This is a genomic window from Frateuria sp. Soil773, from assembly GCF_001428405.1.
Taxonomy (GTDB): Bacteria; Pseudomonadota; Gammaproteobacteria; order Xanthomonadales; family Rhodanobacteraceae; genus LMSL01.
The window spans coordinates 22,426-45,141 of sequence record NZ_LMSL01000012.1 but is presented as its reverse complement, the minus strand read 5'-3'; the positions used below and the strand labels follow the sequence as shown (position 1 = coordinate 45,141).

Annotated in this window: 13 protein-coding genes; 7 read left to right on the top strand and 6 right to left on the bottom strand. The window is 70.4% G+C overall.

The features are described from left to right. Nucleotides 1-26: 26 nt before the first annotated feature. Entirely contained in the window at nucleotides 27-1,178 is a 1,152-nt protein-coding gene (locus ASG87_RS06090; protein WP_056002397.1) for a DUF819 family protein, read from the bottom strand. Nucleotides 1,179-1,326: 148 nt separating this feature from the next. Here ASG87_RS06090 and ASG87_RS06085 point away from each other — a divergent pair, with 148 nt between their 5' ends. From ASG87_RS06085 to ASG87_RS06055, 7 genes are all read left to right on the top strand, one after another. Continuing rightward, on the top strand, nucleotides 1,327-2,850 hold the full coding sequence (locus ASG87_RS06085) for a transglutaminase domain-containing protein (RefSeq protein ID WP_056002361.1): 1,524 nt from the start codon (nucleotides 1,327-1,329) through the stop codon (nucleotides 2,848-2,850). Between the two features lie 42 nt (nucleotides 2,851-2,892). Then, complete coding sequence (locus ASG87_RS06080) at nucleotides 2,893-5,961, top strand: TonB-dependent receptor (RefSeq protein ID WP_056002358.1); 3,069 nt, start codon at nucleotides 2,893-2,895, stop codon at nucleotides 5,959-5,961. Nucleotides 5,962-6,016: 55 nt separating this feature from the next. Continuing rightward, complete coding sequence (gene lysA / locus ASG87_RS06075) at nucleotides 6,017-7,318, top strand: diaminopimelate decarboxylase (protein ID WP_056002355.1); 1,302 nt, start codon at nucleotides 6,017-6,019, stop codon at nucleotides 7,316-7,318. A gap of 13 nt (nucleotides 7,319-7,331) precedes the next feature. Next, on the top strand, nucleotides 7,332-8,543 hold the full coding sequence (locus ASG87_RS06070) for a dipeptidase (protein ID WP_056002352.1): 1,212 nt from the start codon (nucleotides 7,332-7,334) through the stop codon (nucleotides 8,541-8,543). Nucleotides 8,544-8,784: 241 nt separating this feature from the next. Continuing rightward, nucleotides 8,785-10,413 (top strand): serine hydrolase, encoded by a 1,629-nt coding sequence (locus ASG87_RS06065; protein ID WP_326937883.1) that lies wholly within the window; start codon nucleotides 8,785-8,787, stop codon nucleotides 10,411-10,413. Between the two features lie 131 nt (nucleotides 10,414-10,544). After that, a complete protein-coding gene (locus tag ASG87_RS06060) occupies nucleotides 10,545-11,222 on the top strand; it encodes a M15 family metallopeptidase (protein WP_056002391.1) in 678 nt (225 codons plus the stop codon). A 160-nt stretch (nucleotides 11,223-11,382) separates the two neighbouring features. Next, complete coding sequence (locus ASG87_RS06055; RefSeq protein ID WP_056002349.1) at nucleotides 11,383-12,444, top strand: serine hydrolase domain-containing protein; 1,062 nt, start codon at nucleotides 11,383-11,385, stop codon at nucleotides 12,442-12,444. 56 nt (nucleotides 12,445-12,500) lie between these two features. Here ASG87_RS06055 and ASG87_RS06050 read toward each other — a convergent pair whose 3' ends face one another. From ASG87_RS06050 to recC, 5 genes are all read right to left on the bottom strand, one after another. Then, nucleotides 12,501-12,935 (bottom strand): hypothetical protein, encoded by a 435-nt coding sequence (locus ASG87_RS06050; RefSeq protein WP_157510907.1) that lies wholly within the window; start codon nucleotides 12,933-12,935, stop codon nucleotides 12,501-12,503. Nucleotides 12,936-13,063: 128 nt separating this feature from the next. Further along, nucleotides 13,064-13,426, bottom strand: a complete 363-nt coding sequence (locus ASG87_RS19190) for a glycoside hydrolase family protein (RefSeq protein ID WP_200949009.1) — start codon at nucleotides 13,424-13,426, stop codon at nucleotides 13,064-13,066. A gap of 440 nt (nucleotides 13,427-13,866) precedes the next feature. After that, a complete protein-coding gene (gene recD / locus ASG87_RS06045) occupies nucleotides 13,867-15,657 on the bottom strand; it encodes an exodeoxyribonuclease V subunit alpha (protein ID WP_056002343.1) in 1,791 nt (596 codons plus the stop codon). Beyond that, entirely contained in the window at nucleotides 15,654-19,220 is a 3,567-nt protein-coding gene (locus ASG87_RS06040) for a UvrD-helicase domain-containing protein (protein WP_056002340.1), read from the bottom strand. The genes recD and ASG87_RS06040 overlap by 4 nt, the downstream gene beginning before the upstream one ends. Further along, nucleotides 19,217-22,702, bottom strand: a complete 3,486-nt coding sequence (gene recC / locus ASG87_RS06035) for an exodeoxyribonuclease V subunit gamma (protein WP_056002337.1) — start codon at nucleotides 22,700-22,702, stop codon at nucleotides 19,217-19,219. The genes ASG87_RS06040 and recC overlap by 4 nt, the downstream gene beginning before the upstream one ends. Between the last annotated feature and the right edge of the window lie 14 nt (nucleotides 22,703-22,716).

Here is a 22,716-nt window from a genome sequence, read left to right as displayed (position 1 = left end):
GGTCATGGTCCTGTAGTGAATGCCCCTCACGCGCCGGCCAGCTTCGACAGCACGCTCGCCACCACCAGCCCGTAGCCGGTGCCGAGGATATAGCCCAGCAGCGCCAACAGGATGCCCACCGGCACCAGCGCGCGCGAATAGCTGGCCGCCAGCACCGGCGTGGCCGCCACGCCGCCGATGTGCGCCAGCGAGGAGATGCCGCACAGGTACAGGTCGAAGCGGAACAGCTTGGCGAAGCCGACCAGCAGCACCGCGTGGATCGCGATGATGGTGACGCCGCACAGCAGGTACAGCGGCGCCGCGGCGATGCCCTGGAAATTGCTCTGCGAGGCGAGCACCGCCACCACGCTGATCAGCATCGCGCTGGAGATGGTGCCGGCACCGGGGAACCGCGCCAGCGGCGTGTGCGCCACCACCAGGCCCGCGCCGGTGGCGAGCAGGATCGCCCAGGTGGTGCCGCTGACCATGCTGGAGGTCGGCAGGGCGCCGGCCGCCCAGCTCGCCAGCGCCGCCACCAGCAGCGCCATGCCCAGCCACAGCAGCACGCTGTCGTAGGTGGCCGGCACGGTCGAGCGGGTGTCCTCCACCACGAGGTCGCCGCTGGACTTCGCCCGCGTCCAGCGGTTGAACGCCGGCGCGGCGCGCGCCACCGCGAACAGCACCACCACCCACATCGAGTAGCACAGCGCGTCGGTGAGCAGCGACATCGCCAGGTGCTGGTCGGACATGCCGATCGCCTGCTTCACCGCGATCATGTTGGCGGTGCCGCCCACCCAACTGCCCGACAGCGCGGCCAGCGGGTGCCAGTCGTCGCCCGGCAGCCAGCGGCGGTACAGCAGGTAGGTGCCGACGAAGGCCACGAACAGGCTGATCGAGGTGCAGGCGAACACGCCCAGCACGCGCGGCCCCAGCCGCCAGATCGCGCGCAGGTCGCAGTTGATCATCAGCAGGAACAAGAGCGCCGGCACCAGGTGCGTCACCAGCATGGATTGCGCCGCCTTGATCTCCTCGTTGACCTGCCACAGCCCGGACACCGCCAGCGCGGTGACCAGGAGATAGGTCAGCACGATCGGCGGCAGCACGTCGAACATGCGCCAGCCGAATCGCCGCTCCACGGCAGGAAACAGTCCGGCGGCCAGCAACATCACCGCCAGGTAAGGCCAGACCGTATGGATCACTCGCGTCCCCTCGTGGATCGTGGCGCCGTTCCGGCCGCCAAAGAATAGGTGATTCTTTTCGAATTCCATTGAAGCATAAATTATTGACCACCTTTTGCAACCATGCTACACAGCGGTTTCAGTCATGGCCGTCGGGGGACGTGGGACGATGAAGACACTGCCGAACAGCGCCGGAGCCATGGCCTGCCCGCGCAGGCCGGACCGGCGCGCGGCCGCGTTCGTGCTCGTCCTGCTGCTCGGCGCGTCCGCGGCCTTCGCCGGCACCCGCGCCGACGACGCGGCCGTCGCGCCCATCATCGCGCAGATCGACGCCGGCCACTTCCGCGCCGCCGGGGTGGCGATCGACGCCGGTCTCGCCAGGCCGGGACTCGCGCCCGGCGAGCGCGAGGCGCTGGAGTTCCAGCGCGAGCGCATGCGCCGCATCCTGCTCGACTTCACCCTCGACGCCGATCAGGTCGAGGCGCGCGTGCGCAAGCAGATCCCGGACCTTAGCGACGCCGAGTTCGACAGGTGGAACGCCGCCGGCCTGTTCGAGCACCAGGTGATCGACGGCCGCACGCTCTACTTCAAGCGCTCGCCGGGCAACCTGTTCCGCATCAGCGCCGAGGCGCGCGCGCGGCGCAAGGACCAGGCACCGTTCGACGACGGCCCGATGGCCTCGCTGAACGACTACCAGCGCACGATCTACAGGACGGCGCTCAAGGAACACCGCAGCAGCGTGCTGCCGCGGCGCCTGCGCATGACCCAGTCGCTGACGGTGAAGGCCGATGCCGTGCCCGCCGGCGAGACCGTGCGCGCCTGGATTCCCTACCCGCGCGCCATCCCCGGCCAGCAGGAAGACATCCGCTACGTCGGGAGCGTGCCGGCCGCGCACCGCATCGCGCCGGAATCGGCGATGCAGCGCACCGTCTACCTGGAAAAGACCGCGCAGGCCGGCAAGCCCACCGTGTTCTCGGTCACCTACGAGCTGACCCAGTACGCGCAGTACCACGCGATCGACCCGGACAAGGTGACCCGCGCGCCGATCACGCCGGAACTGGCGCCCTACGTCGCCGAGCGCCCGCCGCACATCGTGTTCACCGACGCCATGCGCGCGTTCTCGCGCAAGGTGGTCGGCGACGAGAAGAACCCGTACCGCATCGCGCAGAAGCTGTTCGCCGCGGTCGACCGCATCCCGTGGGCCGGCGCGCGCGAGTACTCCACCATCACCAACATCAGCGACTACGCCCTGCACGCCGGCCATGCCGACTGCGGCCAGCAGACCCTGCTGCTGATGACCCTGCTGCGGCTCAACGGCATCCCCGCGCGCTGGCAGTCCGGCATGGTGTTCTCCGATACCGACTACAGCAACATCCACGACTGGGGCTACCTGTACCTGGCGCCCTACGGCTGGGTGCCGATGGACGTCACCACCGGCCGCCTGCAGCCGGGCCCGGGCGACGACAAGGCGCTGGAATGGTTCTACCTCGGCGGGCTGGACGACTACCGGCTCGCCTTCAACGACGACTTCGGCCAGGCGTTCGTGCCGGCCAAGCGGTCGTTCCGCTCGGACAACGTGGATTCCCAGCGCGGCGAGGCCGAGTGGAAGGGCGGCAACCTCTACTACGACCAGTGGGACTACGACTTCAAGTGGCAGATACAGCCAGCGGCGCACGGACGCAGCGGCAAATAACCAGCGCCCTTCACGCGCGCATTGACGGGGAGATCGGGGATCATGAGCAGCAATAGCAGTCGACACGTTCGCAGGACCATGCTCTGCATGGCGCTGGGCGCCTGCCTTTCGGCGCTGGCGGTTCCGGCAGCCTACGCGGCCAACAACGACGGCTCGGTGGCCGGCCACACCCAGGCCGGCGCCACCGTGGTCGTGACCAACCCGGCCACCGGCCTGACCCGCACCATCACCGCCGACAACGACGGCAACTACCGCTTCCCGTTCCTCCCGGTCGGCCAGTACACGATCACCGCGAGCAAGGACGGCCAGGCGGTCGGCCCCGCCCGCAACGTGACGGTGGCCCTGGGCACCACCACCACGGTGGACCTGGGCTCGGTCAGCGCCACCAACCTGTCCACCATCAGCGTCACCGGCTCGGTGCTGCCGGTGATCGACGTCAGCTCGACCGAGTCGGCCACCATCGTCACGCGCACCGAGCTGGCGCGCCTGCCGGTGGACCAGAACGTCACCTCGGTGGCGCTGCTCGCGCCCGGCGTGGTCAAGGGCAACTCCGGCTTCGGCGGCATCTCCTTCGGCGGTTCCTCGATCGCCGAGAACGCGTTCTACGTCAACGGCCTCAACGTCACCGACTTCTACAACCGCAACGGCTTCTCCGAGGCGCCGTTCGCCTTCTACGACCAGTTCCAGGTCAAGACCGGCGGCTACTCGGTGGAGTTCGGCCGCACCACCGGCGGCGTGGTCAACGCGGTGGCGCGCTCGGGCACCAACGAGTTCAAGGCCGGCACCGAGATCACCATGGAGCCGGGCAACTGGCATTCGCGCGGCAAGGACCACTACTTCGACGGCGACCGCTACTACACCTCCAGCCGCGACCAGGATTCGCTGGTCAAGACCAACGTGTGGGCGTCCGGACCGATCGTGAAGGACAAGCTGTTCTTCTTCGCGATGTACGAGGCGCGCGGCGCCAGCCCGCACAACACCAACAACCTCGGCACCACGATGACCGACCACGGCGCCGACCAGGGTTTCTGGGGCGGCACCATCGACTGGAACATCACCGACAACAACACCCTGTCGCTGATGGCCTTCTCCGACAAGAACAAGGACGTCGGCGACGTCTACAGCTACAACTTCGACACCGATACGCGCCTGGCCAAGACCAACGAGGTCTACACCAACACCGGCGGCAGGAACTGGGCGCTGACCTGGACCAGCTACCTCACCAACGACCTGTCCATGAAGCTGATGTACGGCCGCAACCAGCGCCAGGCCGACGTCAGCTCGCAACTGGACAACGATTGCAACCCGGTGTCCGTCGACACGTCCGTGCCCAAGCCGTCCGGCGACCTCCCGATCGGCTGCACCACCAGCACCCAGGTGGCCTCGCGCGTGGATACCCGCAAGCAGGCCCGCGCGGACTTCGAGTGGACCCTCGGCGACCACCTGCTGCGCTTCGGCTACGACCACGAGTTGGACAGCTCCGACTACAAGCGCCACTACCCGGGCCCGGGCAGCTACTACTACAACGTCTACGCCAACAACGGCGATCCCAAGCCCACCGACGGCGGCGGCCACGTGCCGCTGGGCGATCCGGCCTGGGTGCGCGTGCGCCGCTACGAGGTGGCCGGCACGTTCGACACCAAGAACTCCGCCTGGTACGTCGAGGACAACTGGCACGTCACCCCCAACCTGATCCTCAACGCCGGCCTGCGCAACGACGCCTTCGACAACCAGGACGCCTCGGGGCGCAGCTACATCAAGATCGACCGCCAGATCGCGCCGCGCCTGGGCTTCTCCTGGGACATGAAGGGCGACGGCAGCACCAAGCTGTTCGGCAACCTGGGCCGCTACTACCTGCCAGTGGCCAACGTCATCAACATCAAGCAGGCCGGCGCCCTGCTCGACGAGCGCTCGGCCCACCGCTTCCTGGGCTGGCAGACGCTGGAGATCAACGGCACGCAGTACCTCATGCCGATCGTGGGCGACGCGCTGCCGGGCAGCCACACCGACACCTCGCAGGGCGACGGCACGGTGGGCGACCTGCGCGCGGAAGTGGACAAGAACATGGACCCGGTCTACCAGGACGAGGCGATCCTCGGCTTCCAGCAGATGATCGGCAACAACTGGTCGTGGGGCGTGAGCGGCACCTACCGGCGCCTGCACAACGCGATCGACGACATGGAGATCAGCGCCACCGCGCAATGCGGCCCCGACGGCTACATCGGCTACGTGATGGCCAACCCGGGCCGCAAGGTCACCGTGTGGGGCGACACCAACTGCGACGGCACGCCCGACGGCTATGTCACGGTGAACACCGCGAAGGAAGGCTGGGCGATGTACGACTCCGACGGCAACTACCTCGGCCAGCGCGGCTGGGTGAAGCCCAAGCGCACGTACACCGCGCTGGAATTCCAGCTCGACCGCGCGTGGGACGACAAGTGGTCGTTCAACGCCTCCTACGTGCTGGCGTGGAACCGCGGCAACGCGGAGGGCCCGGTCAATTCCGACACCGATTTCGACGACACCGGCCGCACCGAGAACTTCGACGACCCGTGGGTGAACTTCGGCGGCGACGGCTTCCTGCCCAACGACCGCCGCCACCAGCTCAAGCTGCGCGGCACCTATGCCATCACGCCGCACTGGCAGGTCAGCGGCGACATGGACATCCATTCGGGCGGCCCGATCACCGGCTTCGGCGTCGGCAACCCGTACGACGCGCAGAGCTACCACAGCTACTTCATCTGCGTGGACAAGTGCGGCAACATCCCCGGCGCCACCGACTCCAGCGGCGACCCGGTGCCCTACCCCTCCGACCAGCGCGTCTACCAGCGCTCGCCGCGCGGCAAGTACGGCCGCATGCCGTGGACCTACACGCTCAACGCCGGCCTCAGCTACATCCTGCCGTTCGAGAGCGGCGGCCAGTTGCGCGTGAAGCTGGCCGTGTACAACCTGCTCAACCAGCAGCGCACGGTACAGGTGGACCAGGACCTGCAGACCGGACTGGGCGACAACGACACCGGCACCGGCCCGGCATACAACTCGACCTTCAAGCTGCCGATCGGCTTCCAGTCGCCGCGCTTCACCCAGTTGACCGTCGCCCTGGACTTCTGACGGCCTCCCCGCCTGGCGGCCCGCGGCTTCGCGGGCCGCCTTTTTTGGCCCGCGCATGACTACGACGATTCCCCCCCGGCACGACGCATCGTCCCCCGCGACCGCCGCGCAACCCGATTTCGACGGCGTCGACCTGCAGGCGCTGGCGCGCAGGGTCGGCACGCCCTGCTACGCCTACTCGGCCAGCGCGATCCGCCAGCGCATCCGCGAGCTGCAGCAGGCGCTCGGCGGGCTCGACGCCACCCTCTGCTACGCGGTCAAGGCCAATTCGAACATCGCCATCCTGCAGTTGATGGCGCAGTCCGGCGTGGGCGCCGACATCGTCTCCGCCGGCGAGCTGCGGCGCTGCCTGCACGCGGGCATTCCCGCCGACCGCATCGTGTTCTCCGGCGTCGGCAAGAGCGAGGACGAGATCGCCGGCGCGCTCACCGCCGGCATCCTGCGCTTCAACGTCGAGTCGCACGACGAGCTGCTGACGCTGGAGCGGCTGGCCCAGGCGCAGCAGGTGACCGCCCGCGCCGCGGTGCGGATCAATCCCGACGTCGACGCGCAGACCCACGCCAAGATCTCCACCGGCAAGTCGGAGAACAAGTTCGGCGTGAGCATCGACGAGGCGCGCCGCTGGTTCGCCGGAAGCGCCCTGCTCGCCCACGTCCGGCTCGACGGCCTGCACGTGCACATCGGCTCGCAGATCCTCAGCGTGGAGCCGTTCCGGCTGGCGCTGAAGCGGGTCGCGGCGTTCTGGCGCGAGCTGGTGCAGGCCGGCCACCCGATCGAGAGCATCGACGTGGGCGGCGGCCTGGGCGTGTGCTACCGCGCCGGCGAGGACCATCCGGTGGCGGCGTCCGACTACGCCGACGTGATCCGCGAGACGCTGGCCGACTACTGCGGTCGCCTGCTGCTGGAGCCGGGCCGCTACCTGGTGGCCGAGGCCGGCGTGCTGCTGACCCGGGTGATCCGCATCAAGCACGGCGTCGAGCGCCGGTTCCTGGTGCTCGACGCGGCGATGAACGACCTGCAGCGGCCCAGCCTGTACGACGCCTGGCACGACATCGTGCCGGTATCCGCCGAGCATGCCGCGCGGCCGGTGGCGACCTACGATATCGTCGGCCCGGTCTGCGAGACCGGCGACACCTTCGCGCGGGCGCGGCCGGTGCCCGAATGCGCCGCCGGCGACCTGCTGCTGATCAAGGCCACCGGCGCGTACGGTGCCTCGATGGCGTCCACCTACAACTCGCGGCCGCTGGCGGCCGAGGTGCTGCTCGACCACGGCCGCTATGCCGTGGTGCGGCGGCGCCAGCACTTCGAGGACATGATCGCCGGCGAGCAGCCGGCGCGCAGTTGGCAAACCCTGTGAACGGGAAGACTCCATGAACACGATCGCACGCACCGCCCTCTTCGCCGCGCTGGCCTTGGCCGGCACGCTTCCGGCGCATGCCGAGCAGGATCCGCCGGTCACCATCGACACCCACGTCGACATCCCCTTCAACTACATGCGCGAGCCGCGCTTCGACGTGGGCAAGCCCACGCCGCTGCTGGTCGACCTGGGCAAGATGGAGCGCGGCGGACTCAATGCCGCCTTCTTCGTGGTCTGGGTGCCGCAGCACAAGCTCGACGCCGCCGGCTACGCCAAGGCGGTGGAACAGGCCGAGCAGAAGTACGAGGCGATCGGCCGCATGCTGATGATGTATCCCGACCGCATCCGGCTCGCCACCACGCCGGAACAACTTCTGGCCAACCGCAAGGCCGGGCTGCTGTCGGCGACGATCGAGATCGAGAACGGCTACTCGCTCGGCCACGACATCCATCGCCTCGACGCCGCCTACGACCGCGGCGCGCGCTCGATCGGCCTGGCCCACGTCGGCAACAACGACCTGTGCACCAGCTCGTTGCCCGACAAGGACCTGCACGAGCCGGCGATGAACAGCGCCGGCGACACCGGCATGAGCGACTTCGGCCGCGCCGTGGTGAAACGCGCCAACCAGCTCGGCATGCTGGTCGACGTCTCGCACTCCTCCGACGCCTGCGTGCGCGAGGCGCTCAGGCTGTCCACGGCGCCGATCTACGCCTCGCACTCCGGCGCCCGCGCCGTGCTCGACCACCCGCGCAACCTGCCCGACGACCTGCTGCGCGCGATCGCCGCCAAGGGCGGCGTGATCGACGCGGTGGCCTACAAGGAATTCCTGAAGAACGACCCGGGCCGCGAGGCCGCCGAGAAGAAGCTGCAGGATGCCATCGCGAAACAGCTCGGCGACAAGGAGTACGACAGCGACAAGGACGACTACCTGCCCGCGATGGACAAGGGCATGGCGGAGATCCAGAAGAAGTACCCGCTGGCCTCGCTCGACGAGTACATGGACCAGATCCAGCACATGGTGAAGGTCGCCGGCATCGACCACGTCGGCATCGCCTCGGACTTCGACGGCGGCGGCGGCATCACCGGCTGGGCCAATGCCGGCGAGACCCGCAACGTCACCGCCGCCCTGCGCAAGCGCGGCTTCAGCGACGCCGACATCGCCAAGCTGTGGGGCGGCAACCTGCTGCGCGTGTGGGGCGAGGTGGAACGTCATGCGCGGCATTGAGTGCAAGCGCGGTCCTGGCGGCCTTCGCTGCACGGCCCACCGCCGCGTTCCCTCCTCCGCCATTCCCGCAGACTTCGCGCTTCCCACCAGTCCCGCCCATACCCCGTCCGCTGCTATCCCGCGCTCCCTCATCCCACCCGCCGTCATCCCGGCGAAGGCCGGGATCCAGTGCCTTTTACCCGGCAGACATCGCGAGGAGGCCCAAAGGCGCTGGATTCCTGCTTTCGCAGGAATGACGGCGGTGCTGCTCGGCCTGTTTGCCGCTACCGCAACACAGGCCGCGACGCCGACGGCATCGACCGGTCCGGCGGCGCTTTTCCCGCCGGTCGCACCAGCCGCCCCGATCGCATCCACCGCGGCACCTGCGCCGATCGCCACCGCCGACACCCGCGCCTACGACCGCATCGTCGACGACGTCGTCGCCCGCTACCGCCTGCCCGGCCTTGCCGTCGGCGTGGTCGAGGACGGCAAGGTCGCCTACGTCCGCACCGTGGGCGAGACGGTCGCCGGCTCGGGCCACGAGATCACCCCGCAGACGCTGTTCAAGATCGCCTCCAACAGCAAGGCGATGACCACCGCCCTGCTCGGCCGGCTGGTGGACCAGGGCAAGCTGCGCTGGGACGACCCGGTGACGAAGTATCTGCCGCCGTTCCGCATGCACGACCCGTGGGTCACCGCGAACATGCGCGTGGCCGACCTGCTGACCCATTCCAGCGGCCTGCCCGAGGGCGGCGGCGACCTGATGCTGTGGCCGGAGCCGAACGCGTTCACCCGCGCCGACATCATCCACGGCCTGGCCTACATCAAGCCCGGCTACAGCTTTCGCTCGCAGTACCAGTACGACAACCTGCTCTACGTGGTGGCCGGCGAGGTGGCCGCCGCCGCGGGCGGCGCGCCGTACGAGACGCTGATGCGCCGCGAAGTGTTCGAGCCGCTCGGCCTCTCGCGCTGCCAGGTTGGCGCCTGGGACCGCGACGCGGTGGGCGACGTGGCGCAGCCGCACGGCCGCGAGCACGGCCGCAACGTGGTGGTGGACGCCGACGGCGCGCAGATCCCGGCGATCACCTCGGCCGCGGCCGGCGGCATCCGCTGCGACCTCACCGACATGCTGAGCTGGGCGCGCAACTGGCTCGTCCCCACGCCGGCCCAGCTCGCCTGGCTGTCGCCGGCGCAGCGGCAGGTCCTGCAGTCGCCGCACATGCTTATCCCGGTCTCCGCGCAGCGGCGCGCCTGGGACAACGCGCACGTGATGGCCTACGGCTACGGCTGGCGCATGGCCGACGTGGACGGCCAGTGGAACGTATGGCACACCGGCACCCTGAACGGCATGTACTCGATGCTGTCGCTGCTGCCCGACCGCCGCAGCGGCTTCGTCTTCCTCATCAACGGCGAGGCGGACGATGCGCGCACCGTGCTGGGCGAGATGCTGACCAAGCACTTCACCGCGCCCGGCGAGGCGCGCGACGCGAACTGGTACGCCGACGCGCTGGAGCGCGAGGCCAGGCAGCGCCCCGCCGCCGCCCGCATGCCGGACACCTCGTCGCAGCGGCCGGCCACCGCCGCCGAACTGGCGGCATGGACCGGCAACTACCGCGACCCGTGGTTCGGCGACGTCGCGCTGTGCCCGCGCGGCGACCAGGTGCATTTCTCCGCCGCGAAATCGCCCACGCTGGCCGGCACGGTGATGCGCCTGGGCGACCGCTACCTGGTGCACTGGGACTCGGGCAACCTGGACGCGTGGCTGGATTTCCATCCGGCCAGCGGCAAGCAGCCGGTCGCCCTGCGCATGGCCAAGCTCGATCCGCAAGGCGACTTCAGTTCCGACTACGAAGACCTCGATTTCCAGCGCACCGGGAGCTGCCGCCCATGACCCCTGCGAACGTCTCCACCCATGGCAACACGCGCCATGCACGAATGAACGCCGGCATGGCCGCACGCCTTCGCGCACGGGCTACGCTCCTGCGAAGAACCGGAGCCGCCCTGCTGCTCGCCGCGTTCGGCATGCTCGCCACCGTCCACGCGAAGGAGCAACCCCCGACGCTGTCGCCCGCGACCACCGCCGAAGCCGCCAACCTGGTCGATATCCGCAGCCTGGTGCCGGACATCGCCGAGGACATCAAGTACGCCGGCAGCGACAACTTCGTCGGCCGGCCGGTAGACGGCTACCGCGCGCCGAAGTGCTTCCTGCTGCGTCCCGTCGCCGAAGCTCTCGCCCGCGTCGAACACGAGCTGCGCGCGCGGCACCTGCGTCTGAAGATCTGGGACTGCTACCGCCCCGCCCGCGCGGTGGCGGACTTCGTGCGCTGGGCGCACGACCTCGACGACCAGCGCACCAAGCCGCAGCACTACCCGACGCTGGACAAGTCCAAGCTGCTGGACGGCTACATCGCCTCGGTATCCGGCCACAGCCGCGGCGCCACGGTCGACCTCGGCCTCGAGCAATGCGCTGCCGACGATTCGCACTGCGCACTGCTCGATGCGGGCACCGACTTCGACTACTTCGGTACCCGCGCGAACACCGACGACCCGGGCATCACGCCCGCGCAGCGCGCCAACCGGCAGCGTCTGCTTGCGGCGATGGCACGCGAGGGCTTCAAGAACTACCCGATGGAATGGTGGCACTACACCTTCACGCCGGAGCCCACGCCGCACACGCTGTACGACGTGCCGGTGCAGTAAACGCCATCCTCCATGGCCGAATCCCTCTCCCGACGGGAGAGGGTGCCGACAGGCGGGAGAGGGTACGGGCGAAACGCGACATATCGCTCCGTCCGCACCCACTCCCCAACCCCTCTCCCGACGGGAGAGGGGCTCAATCTTCACCGCACGGAGATCCACCATGCGCCTGGCCACCGTCCTCCTCATCGCGCTGCTGTCCACCGCCGGTTTCGCCCATGCCGCAACGTCGGACGCGGTCCGCAACGCCGACCGCCTGATGCGGAAATACACCGGCGACGTCCCCGGCGCCTCGCTGCTGGTGCTCAAGGACGGCAAGCCGCTGCTGCGCCGCGGCTACGGGCTGGCGAACCTGGAGCAGCACGAAGCGGCTTCGCCCGCCACCGACTACCGGCTCGCCTCGATCAGCAAGCAGTTCACCGCCGCGGCGATCCTGCTGCTGGCCGAGGGCCACAAGCTGACCCTGGACGATTCGATCCGCCACTGGCTGCCCTCGCTGCCTGCCAGCACCGACAAGGTCACGCTGCGCCAACTGCTCAGCCATACCGGCGGCCTGATCGACTACGAAGACCTGATGCCCGCCAGCCAGGCCACGCAGCTCGACGACCAGGACGTGCTCAAGCTGCTCTCGGCCACCTCGAAGAGCTACTTCGCGCCGGGCACCAGCTACCGCTACAGCAACTCCGGCTACGTACTGCTCGGGCTGGTGGTGGAGAAAGCCTCCGGCCAGACCCTGCCGGCCTTCCTCAAGGCGCGCATCTTCGCGCCGCTGCACATGGACCACACCCTGCTCTACGAACACGGCAAGGGCCCGGAGGTGCCTCGGCGCGCCTACGGCTACAGCTTCACCAAGGGACGCTGGACGCGCACCGACCAGGACCTCACCAGCGCCACGCGCGGCGATGGCGGCATCTATTCCAACACCGACGACCTCGCCAAGTGGGATGCGGCCCTGTACGACGACCGCCTGCTCAGCGACGCCTCGCGCAAGCTCGCCTTCAGCCCGCACGCCACCGTCACGGGCGAACCCTACGAGGCGAAATACGGTTTCGGCTGGCGCATCACCGGCGACACGCTGTGGCATTCGGGCGAGAGCATCGGCTTCCGCAACGTGATCGTGCGCTGGCCCAGGCAGCACCTCACCATTGTGCTGCTCAGCAACCGCAATGAGCCGGAGCCGTATCAGACGGTGCTGAAGATCGCGCAGCCGTTCCTGAGTAATTGAAGGCGGTAGACATTCAACGAGGCAAAGGGCACGGAGCGGGTATCCATGCTCGCCGACTATGGCATGGACCGCTTTGCCTCGTAATAGGCGCCGCGGTCGCCGAAAACGATGTGGTCGCCGACCTTGAAGATCGCAAGACAGCCACTGTCCAGCATGGGAGCTCGCGCCGGCAGGCCAGCTGCAGCTGGTGACGGCGCAGCCTGGATGGGAACCTCGTCAAGGGTATCGACCACCGAGACGATGGGGTATGGCTTCACGATAGGGCATGGATCTTCGCCCGCCTCGACCACTTTGTCTGCCGTGATCGTGAGCACCGTACCTACCAGAGCGTTCATCCGCTCCTCGCTTTCCGAAACCCTGCTCACCGCGTTGATTTTCGTGACTGTCCAGGTGCCATAGAAGTCACTGGCGCTGACCCGAGCGACGATTTGCGATGCGTGGCATGCGCCGATCGCCAGGCACATACACACCCACAAACTAAGGCGCTTCACGGAGTGGTACCAAAGGGCGCAGCTTCTCGCCGCCGTCGATTCAACAGACCGCCGCTCTGGCGGCATGTTCCGTTGATCGCGCGACCTGTGTGCTGGTCATGCTGACACACCATCGTGTACTGCATCATCTAGCGTGCCACTTCGGCCAGGTTGCCAGTGTTGGCTACACGCAGTGGCCGCGTCGCGCCCGTGTTGTAGACAAAGCTGACCGCGGCGTCGAACTGCGCCTGCGTCAGGTCGTGCGCTCGAACCGCATGGCGTACCAAACGTTCGGCTCGGTCAACACCGCGATCCAAATGTTGCCGTACCACGGCATCGGGTAAGGGCGGCGCTGCCATTTCCTGCGCCGTGCAAGGGCCATAGTGAACGAGAGTGCCCACTCCTAGGGTGCAGTTATTACCTTGATCGTTGTAATGAGTGCGGCGTACTGCTTCAGTATGCGTAAGCGCCGCACGACCCGCCTGGCTCAAACGCATGTTCTCATTGGCCATATCGACGTTCCTTCGTCATGGTGAATAACGACCAACGTAACGTCTCCGGTCGCCCCTGATCAATCGGTCCGTCCCGGTCTTGTGACGAAAGTATCAGCAAACCTCGCTTCAGCCCGAGCCCTTGTTTGAAGCTCACACTGCTAGCGGCCTGAATCGCGGGAGTGATGGTTGCGTCCTCGTACCGATACCGAAATGAGTGCCCGTGAAGACGAGTTTCTACTTGGGCATATTGGCGACTGGGCTCGCCTACGGCGGGCCAAGTCGCCGAAATCCCCGAGTAGAAACCTCGCCCCACAGAAACTTCCTTCGGTCACCGCAGGGAAGTTCTTCTGGTCCGCGCCGTAAGGACTCCCTCTAGTTGCAGGCAAGCCAGTCGCAAAAACGCCAGATAGAAACCGCGCCTCGCCACAGTCGTCGACAACCGATCGCGAAGCGCCAAATCAATCCGCCGCCGCCGACAACCGGGCCACCAGCCCACTCACGCGCTCGATCGGTCGCGCCAACGCGGCGGCCGCCGCCGGCGGACTGGCCCACAGCTCGACCTGCCGCCTGGCCCGCGACAGGCCGGTGTAGAGCAGTTGCCGCGACAGGATGCGGTGATCCGGATCGGGCGGCAGCAGCACCGCGGCAAGGTCGTATTCCGAGCCCTGGCTCTTGTGCACGGTGATGGCGAAGCCGCCCTCGTGCAGCGGCAAGGTGCCGGGGGCGAAGCTGCGCGCGGTGGCATGGCCGTCCGCATCGACGGTCTCGAACCACACCCGCAGCGAGCCGTCGGCCTCGGCCAGGCACAGGCCGACGTCGCCGTTGTAAAGGCGCGCCGCGTAGTCGTTGCGGGTAATCAGCACGGCACGGCCGGCGTACCACACGCGATCCTCCGGCACGCCCCACAGGCGCTTCAGCCGCTGCTCGATCCAGGCATTGAGCGCACGCGCACCGAAGCTTTCCTCGCGCAGCGCCGACAGCAACTGCCGCCGGGCCAGCGCGCGCAGGGCCTGCACCGCCTGCGCGGCGCGCGCGTCGTCGCCGTCCTGCGTGCGCGCCGGCAGGGTCGGGCGGATCGGCAGCTCGGCCAATTGTCCGCACCAGTCCGCCAGCACGCGGCGCAAGGCATCGGCATCGTTCATGGCGCGCCAGTGCGCATCCGCGCCCGCCGCGTCGAAGGCCTGGCGCAGGGCGTCGATATCGCCGCTGCGCACGGCGCGGTTGATCGGCACCAGTTGCCGTTCCGCGCGGAAGCTGTGTTCCAGCCGCACGATGTCGTCGGCCTGTTGCGCTTCCAGCGCGGTGACCAGGTCCATCAGCACCGAGCCGGCGGCCACCGAGGTGAGCTGGTCGGCGTCGCCCACCAGGATCAGCGTGGCATCCGGGCGCACGGCGGCGAGCAGGGCATGCAGCATGGCCAGGTCGACCATCGAGGCTTCGTCCACCACCACCACGTCGGCGGCGATGGGATGCGCGCCGTCGCGGGCGAAGCCGTTGCGCCGCGGGTCGTAGCCCAGCATACGGTGCAGAGTAAGCGCCTCGGCGTCGGGAATCGCGGCGAGCAGCGGCGCCCATGCGCCGTCCAGGCTCGCGGCCAGCGCCTGCTTGCCCTGCCGCAGCGACTGCATCAGCCGCTGCGCGGCCTTGCCGGTGGGCGCGCCGGCCTGGATCGCGAGCGGGCCGCCGGCCTGCCGCTGCAGCATCAGCAGCATGCGCAGCACGGTGGTGGTCTTGCCGGTGCCGGGGCCGCCGGTGAGCACGAACAGGCGGCGCCCGGCGGCCCGGGCCACGGCCTCGCGCTGGCGCAATACCGCGGCCGAGCGGTCGCCCTGGAACAGCTCGTCCAGCAGCGCCTCGTCCACCGCCGCCTGCGCCTGCGCACCCCGGCGCTCGCGCAGCAGCCGGGCCACGGCGGCCTCGTGGGCATGGTTGCGCCAGAGGTAGAAGCGGCCCTCGCCATCGATAACGAACGGCGACGGCGCGCGGCCGTCGCCGACCAGCGGCTCGTGCCGCAATGCCTCGATCTCGCCCTCGTCCAGCCATGACATGCCATGGCGGCCAGCGGCGGCGCCCGCCAACGGCAGCGCGGTGTCGCCCTCGCCGTCGGCGAAACTGGCCCATGCCGCGATCCGGGCCAGCAGGGGCGAGCCGCCGTGCCCCAGGGTCCAGCGCAGCAGCGCGCGGTCGAGCGGGCGCCACGGCGCGTCGGCCAGCTCCAACGGCGAGGCGAGGAAGCGGTAGGCGCTCATGCGGCCACTCCCGCGTCGGCGCCGGCGAGCGCGGCATCGGCGGCGTCGATCAGCGCATCGTCGAAGCGGTGCCGCCAGATGCCGGCCTCGGGCGCGAGGCCGACCGCGCGCACGAACAGGTAGATCGCCTCGCCCAGATGCCGCTCGCGGCGATAGCCGGGCAGCCGCTGGCGCAGCATCCGGTCCACCGCCACGGTGTAGAGCAGCGCCTGGAAGCGGTACTGGTGCGCGTCCATCGCCGCGCCGAGCGCTGCGGGCAGATAGCCGTCCACACGGTCGCCGAGGTAGTTGCTCTTGTAATCGAGCACGTAATAGCGCCCGTCGTGTTCGAGGATCAGGTCGATCTTGCCGGTCATGCGGCCGCGCAGCCGGCCGGCGGCCGTGAACGGCACCAGCGCCGGCTCGCCATGCCGCGCGCAGGCGTCGCGCAGGCCGGCCATCGAGGCGTCGTCCAGCACGTAGTGGAACTCCATCTCGGCGAGCTGGCACTCCGGCGGCACCGCGCCGAGCGCGAGCCCGGGCAGCAGGGTCGCGTCGAGGTTGGCCTGCAGCCGCCGCGCCAGTCGCTGGATCGTCGCGGGGCGCTCGCGCTCGTCCAGCGGCACGCCGGCCTCGCGCAGCTCGCGGTCGATCAGCTCCAGTTGCCGGGTCATCGGCTCGCCCACCACGCGGTGCTCGAACATCGCGTGCAAGGCATTGCCGATGTCGGCGCCGCGGATCGCCGCCAATGCGGCCAGTTCCGGATGCGCCGGCACAGGCGCCGCCTCGGGAAGCAGGGTGTCGAGCGCATCGGCGACGTCGTCGGCGGCCGGCGACTCGTCGCTGGCGGCGGCGTCCTCCAGCGTGCCGGCCTGCGCGCCGCGGGTCAGGGTGGAGAAGCTGTAGACCCGCGCGTCGGGGTGCGCCGGCGGCATCGCGCGCACCGCGCGCGCGCCGGCGTCGGGCGCCTCCGGCGCGATGCGGCCCGCCTGCCACGGCCACTCGTCCTCGAGCCAGCCCAGTTGCGGCGCGTCGGTAGCGAGGTCGAGGCCGGCGGCCCGCGCCGCCAGCAGACGCTCGGCCGACACGTCCAGCGGCGCGCGCGCGGGGTCGCGCAGCGGCTTGTCGCTGCGCGCGTCGGCCGGCCGGTCCGGCGGCAGCACGTAGACGTGGCAGGCATGGATGGCGCGGGTGAGCGCCACGTACAGCACGCGGAAGCGTTCGTCCTGCCCCTCGCGGTCGTACTGCGCCCTGGCTGCCTTGCCGAAGCCGATCACCCGCCGGCCGCACAGGGCTTCGTCGATCACCGCCGTGGTGTCCATGCCGCTGCGCGTGTGGTCCCACATCAGGGGCAGGAACACGATCGGGAACTCCAGCCCCTTGCTCGCATGCAGGGTCATCAGGCGCACGCGGTGCGCGTCGGACTCGATGCGCAGTTGCTGCTCGTCGGCGGCGTCGCCGCCGGCCGCCTCGCCCTCGCGCTGGCGCGCCAGCCAGGCCAGCAGTTGTTCGCTGCCGTGCAATTGTTCCGACTGCGCCTGCAACAGTTCGCCCAGATGGCGCAGATCGGTGAGCGTGCGCTCGCCCTCGTCGCCGGCCAGCAGCGCCGGCGCGGCGCGCTCGATCAGCGCGCGCACCACCGCCAGCACGCCCTCGCGCTGCCAGCGCGCTCGCCATTGCTGGAACTGCTGCTCGTGCTCCAGCCATGCTTCCGGCTGCGCGCGCAGCGCCTTCAGCGCGCCGAACGACAGGCCGAGCAGGCGCGTCGCCAGCGCCGCGCGCACCGCGCTTTCGTCGCTGGCGTGGTCGATGCCGTACAGCACGATCTGCAGCTCGCGCGCGACGTCCAGCGCGAACACGCTGGAACGCCCCGCGCCCACGCAGGGCACGCCGTGCCGCTGCAGCAGGGCGCGCAGCGCGGCGATGTCCTGGTTGCCGGGCAGCAACACGGCGATGTCGCCCGGGCGCACCGGCGCCTCGCCGATGCGATGGCCATGCGATTGCAGCAGGGCGGCGATCTGCCGCGCGCAGGCTTCCAGCGCCTCGCGCGTGCGCGCCGGCACCGCGGCGGGGCAAGCCGTTTTCAGGTGCAATTGCAGCGGCTGCGCCACCGGCATGCCGTCGACAGTGTAGGCCTCGCCGTCGCGGCGGCCGCTGGCCCGCACCGGCTCGTAGCGGATCGGGCCGTCGGCGCACGCGCTCAGCACCGGGCCGGCCGCCGCGTAGAACTGGTTGACCGCCGCCACCAGCGCGCGCGACGAACGGTGGTTGGTATCCAGCCGCAGCACCTGGTCGGCGGCGCCGGCCGCACGCAGGTAGGTGTGGATGTCGCCGCCGCGGAAGCGGTAGATCGCCTGCTTGGGGTCGCCGATCATCACCAGCCGGCCGCGTGCGGCGCCGGCCGCATCGCTGTAGATCGCCTGCAGGATGTCGTACTGCTGGCCGTCGGTGTCCTGGAACTCGTCCACCAGGGCCACCGGCCACGCCGCGTGCAGGCGGTCGGCCAGCACGCGGTCCTCGCGCTTGAGCGCGGTGCCCACGCGCGCGATCAGCTCGTCGAAGGTGAGCTGCGCGCGCGCGGCCAGGCGTTGCTCGCGCCAGGCCTGCACCTGCGCCAGCCAGCCTTGCCACGCATGCACGTGGTCGGCCTCGGCGGCGTATTCCAGCAGCCGCGCGGCGCGCGTGGCGAAGGCCAGCACGTCCCGCGTGGCCGCCTTGGCGAGCGCCTCCGGTTGCAGTTGCTCCGGCGCATCGGCCTCGGCCGCGAGCAGGTTGGCGATCGCCGAAGCCCTGGGCGGCTCGCCGCGCTCGCGCAGCCACGCGGCCAGGGCGAGCAGGGCGTTCTTCAGGGCGGTCTTGCGCGGCAGGAAGTGCGCCTTCTCCGCCGCGAACGATTCCAGCACGTCGGCCTGCGCCGCCGGCAGCGCGGCGTCGAGCTGGGCCGCGTCCGGCGCCCACAGCGCCACGCCCGGCTGCAGGTAGGCCTTGAGCTGGCGGCGCAGCGCGGCCAGCGAGGGCGGCGCGGCTGGCACGTCCTGCGCGCCCTGCTGCAACCGCCGCCACAGGTCGGCCGACCATTCGTCGAACAGCGCTTCCGACGACACCATCTCGCCAAGCTGGAAGCCGCCGCCGCTCTCGAACGGGTAGTCGCCGAGAATGCGCCGGCACAGGCCGTGCAGGGTACCGACCGGCGCCATGTCGAGTTCGGCCTGGGCCAGCCGCAGGCGCAGGCGGTCGCGCTCGGCCTGCGCGGGCTCGTCGCGCCAGCGCGACTGCAACCAGGCGAGGTCCGGCGCGGCGGCGGCCGGCGCATCGCCGGCCAGCCACGCCTCGGCGGCCATTTCGCCCCAGGCCAGCTTGGCGCGCAGCCGCTCGCGCAGCTCCTGCGCCGCGGCGTCGGTGAAGGTGGTGACGACGATCGCGCGCGGCCCCAGGCCCTGCTCCAGCAGCAGGCGCAGGTACAGCACGGCGATGGTCCAGGTCTTGCCGGTGCCGGCGCTGGCCTCGATCAGGGTGCGGCCGTTCCCGGCCAGCGCCAGCCGGGTCCAGTCGAGGGCGGGGGCGTCGCTCGCCGTGCCGCTCATGCGTGCTCCTCCCCGGCCGCCGACAGGTCGATCAGCGCCGCGAGCCGCCTCGCCAGCGCCTGCAACGCGGCGTGATCCGGATGGCCCGGCTCGAAATGCGCGTCGCCCGCGAGCAGGCGCGCATAGCCCGGTGCGTAGTCGCGCTCGCCGGTGGCGAAGTCGCCCTCCCACGCCCATTGCGCGGCCTCGGGTTTTTCGTCCAGCGCGGCCCAGCTCGTGCGCGGAAAGTAGGACACGGGCCGCCGCTGGGCCTGCCGCCAGATCGCCAGCAGCGCGCCCACGCGCCGGGCCAGCCCGTCGAGCATGGCACGCGCGGCGGAGGCGTCGTGGGCTGTTTGCGCAAACGCATCGGCCCAGGCATTGATCGGTGCCTCGATCTCCGCGCCGCCGTCGGCGGCAAGCACGCCCACGCGCACCGGCACGGCGGGATCGGTGGCGAGCCGCAGCAAGGCCCAGTCCAGGAACAACGGCACCCGTTCGCGGAAAGTCAGCGCCGCCGCCTTCCGGCCCGGCCAGGCCTCGAACAGCCACAGGCCGTCGCCGGCGGCGTAGACGCGCTCCAGCGTGCCTTCGACGGCGACGCCGTCCACGACCAGCGCCAGCATGCGCGGCTGGCGCTGCGGCGGCGCGCCGGCAAACAGCGGATGCGCGCGTGCGGCCTCCAGCAGCGCCTGCACCGCCTCGCGTTCGGCCGTCCAGGCGTCCAGGCCCAGGCGGCCGCTCGGCAGCGCGCCGCTCAGCCGCAGCCAGGCCGGCGCCTGTTCGGGCAGATCGAAGCGCCCCTGGCCGACGGCGTCGAAGAACAGCCGCCGCGCCACCTGGTCCAGCGCGCTGAAACCGGCCTGCAACGGTTCGCTTTCCTGCAGGCGGTCGTCGGCGAGCGCGTCCAGGCGGATGTCGAGCCGCTGCGCCAGTACCTGCCGCGCCGAATCGCGGTAATACGCCTGCACGTCGCGCAGCGGAACCGCCGCGGCCGCGTCGTCCGCCGCATCGTCATCGGTGCCATCCGCGAACGGCGCCGGCGCCTCGCCGCGCACCATGCCGGCAAGGCCCGCATCGAACGAGAACAGGCGCGGGTCGCTGCCGTCGAAATAGCGCCGGTCGAACGGCTGCAGCGGATGCTTGACGCGCCATGGCCGGCGGATCGTCCCGGGTTCGCCGGGGGGCGCCGGTCGCTCGTCGGCATCGGCTTCCTCGCCGCGCAGGCCGGCCCGCTCGTCCAGCAGGCCAAGCAGTTCGGCCAGCGGGGCGGCGGGATTGCGCGGCTTGCCGTCGCGGATGCCCTCGCCCACGTACGACAGGTGCAGCACCTCGCGCGCGGCCATCACGGTTTCCAGGAACAGGTAGCGGTCGTCGTTGCGCACGTCGCGGTCGCCCAGCCGGCGATGGCGCTGCATCAGGTCCAGCCCCGCATCGCCCGCCATGCGCGGGAACTCGCCGTCGTTGAGGCCGAGCACGGCGATCACCCGGAACGGGATCGCGCGCTGGGGCACCATGCCGCAGAAGGTGACGCCGCCGAGCAGGAAGCGCTGGCGCTCCGGCGCCGCCGCGAGGCGCTCGCGCAACGCCTCGCGCACCACCGGGAAATCGAGCAGCGGATCGAGCCCGCAATCGGCGGTCTCCAGCTTGGTCGCCTGCAGGAACCGGCGCAGCAGGGACAGCGCCTCGACCGCCTCGCGGTCGCGCGGGTCGATGCGGAACAGCGCGTCGAGCAATTGCTCCAGCCGGTTCGCCCAGGCCGAGGCGGTGCGCGGCGTGGCGGCGTCGCGGTGCAGTTCGGCCAGCGTCAGCAGCAGCCGGTCCAGTGCGCCCAGCGCCGCGGCCTGCGGGCCGTGCACGCCTTCCACCGGCCACAGTTCACCATCAGGCAAGGTCCACCCTTGTTCCGCCTCCGCCGCGCCCGGCTCGGCCTCGCCCAGCACGTAGCCGGCGAGCAGGCGGTCCATGCCCCAGGCGAAGGTGTATTCGTCGATGCCGGGCACGCCGAAGCCTTCGCGGAAGGCGCCGTCCAGCGCCCACGCCACGCGGCTCTGGCGCAGCCAGCGGGCCAGCGTGTCGAGGTCGCCCTCGTCCAGCCCCAGCGCACGCGCCACCTCCGGCACCTGCATGAGGTCGAGCAGCTCGGGCGCGGTGAGCCGCGATTCGGGCACCGACAGCAGGCGGCTGAACGCGTTCAGCATCGGATGCGTGCGCGCCACCGCGACGTCGGCCAGGTGATAGGGCAGCGGCCCCTGGTGGCGGCCGGCCTCGCCGAACACCGCCGGCAGCAGCGGCACGTAGGCGGCGATGTCCGGCGCCATCACCACGATGTCGGACGGCTTCAGGTCCGGCCGCGCGGACAGCTCGTTCAGCAGCGCGTCGCGCAGCACTTCCAGCTCGCGCAGGCGGGTATGGCACAGGTGCACGCGCAGCGAGCGGTCGGCAAGCGCCGCCGGCACGCCGTCGCGCAACGGCTGCAGCAGCGACGGATCGAGCTGGCGCATGCTTTCCTGCAGGCGCTGCAACAGGCCGTCGCCCTCGCCTTGCTGCGGCGCCTCGTCCTGCCAGTGGCGCACGTCCATGCGGATGGCGTCGTCGAACGCCTGCAGGTTGAGCATGAAGTGCTGGCCCATGCGACCCCAGCTCGCCAGCAGCGGATGGCCCATCTGCAGGAAGAACTGCTCGGAGGCGTCGCTGAAATCGACGCGCTGCGCCTGCTCGCGCAACTGTTCGCGCTCGCCGCGCAGGCCGGCCCAGAACTCGCGGCAGGGATCGGGCACGTACAGGATCACCGGTCGCAGCCGCGCCACCGCGCGCAGCAGCGCCAGCTCCGCCGGCGCCAGGTGGCTGACGCCGAAGATGTGCAGCGGCTCGCCGGTGGCCTGGCGCTGCGGGTGGCGCGCCAGGTGGCGCACCAGCGCCTCGACCCGCTCGCCGCGGTGCGGCAGGCCGATCGCCGTGCGCAACTGCCGCCACAGCGGCGCCATGAAGGTGGGTTCCGGCACGTCGTCGCGGCCGCGCTCCCAGGCGTGCAGCCAGTCCGGCCGGTACACCAGGTATTGCGTGTAGAGCCGCGCCAGGCGGTCGGCGAGCTGGTAGCGGCGGCGCGCGGCATCGCCGCCGGCCAGATAGGCGCCGACCTGCGCGTCGGCGACCTCCGGCAGCAGTTCGTGGATGCGCCAGCGCAGGCGGTCGCGCCGGTACGGCGCCAGCGCCACCGCCGCCGCGCCGAGTTCGCTCTGCGCCAGCTCGTCCAGCCACAGGCTGGGCAGGCTGATGCGCAGGTTCGCCACGATGCCGCCCGGCCCGCGCCGGCGCGCCAGCGCGGCCGACAGCCAGTGGCGCATGCCCGGATGCGCGGCGATCACCGTCTGCGGCGCCAGCACGTGCGCCGGCGGCACGCTGTCCAGCAGTTGCTGCAGCGGATCGAGCAGGGCTTCGAGCCGGCTGGCCCGGTACACCACCAGGCCGTCGGTCAGGTCATCGGTCAACGCGTTCGGCATCGGCAGATGATAGC

Coding starts and splice junctions, on each gene's coding strand:
- ASG87_RS06055 (WP_056002349.1), top strand. CDS start 11,383: ATGCGCCTGGCCACCGTCCTCCTCATCGCGCTGCTGTCCACCGCCGGT.
- recD (WP_056002343.1), bottom strand. CDS start 15,657: ATGAGCGCCTACCGCTTCCTCGCCTCGCCGTTGGAGCTGGCCGACGCG.
- ASG87_RS19190 (WP_200949009.1), bottom strand. CDS start 13,426: ATGGCCAATGAGAACATGCGTTTGAGCCAGGCGGGTCGTGCGGCGCTT.
- ASG87_RS06080 (WP_056002358.1), top strand. CDS start 2,893: ATGAGCAGCAATAGCAGTCGACACGTTCGCAGGACCATGCTCTGCATG.
- ASG87_RS06060 (WP_056002391.1), top strand. CDS start 10,545: ATGCTCGCCACCGTCCACGCGAAGGAGCAACCCCCGACGCTGTCGCCC.
- ASG87_RS06085 (WP_056002361.1), top strand. CDS start 1,327: ATGAAGACACTGCCGAACAGCGCCGGAGCCATGGCCTGCCCGCGCAGG.
- ASG87_RS06040 (WP_056002340.1), bottom strand. CDS start 19,220: ATGAGCGGCACGGCGAGCGACGCCCCCGCCCTCGACTGGACCCGGCTG.
- lysA (WP_056002355.1), top strand. CDS start 6,017: ATGACTACGACGATTCCCCCCCGGCACGACGCATCGTCCCCCGCGACC.
- ASG87_RS06070 (WP_056002352.1), top strand. CDS start 7,332: ATGAACACGATCGCACGCACCGCCCTCTTCGCCGCGCTGGCCTTGGCC.
- recC (WP_056002337.1), bottom strand. CDS start 22,702: ATGCCGAACGCGTTGACCGATGACCTGACCGACGGCCTGGTGGTGTAC.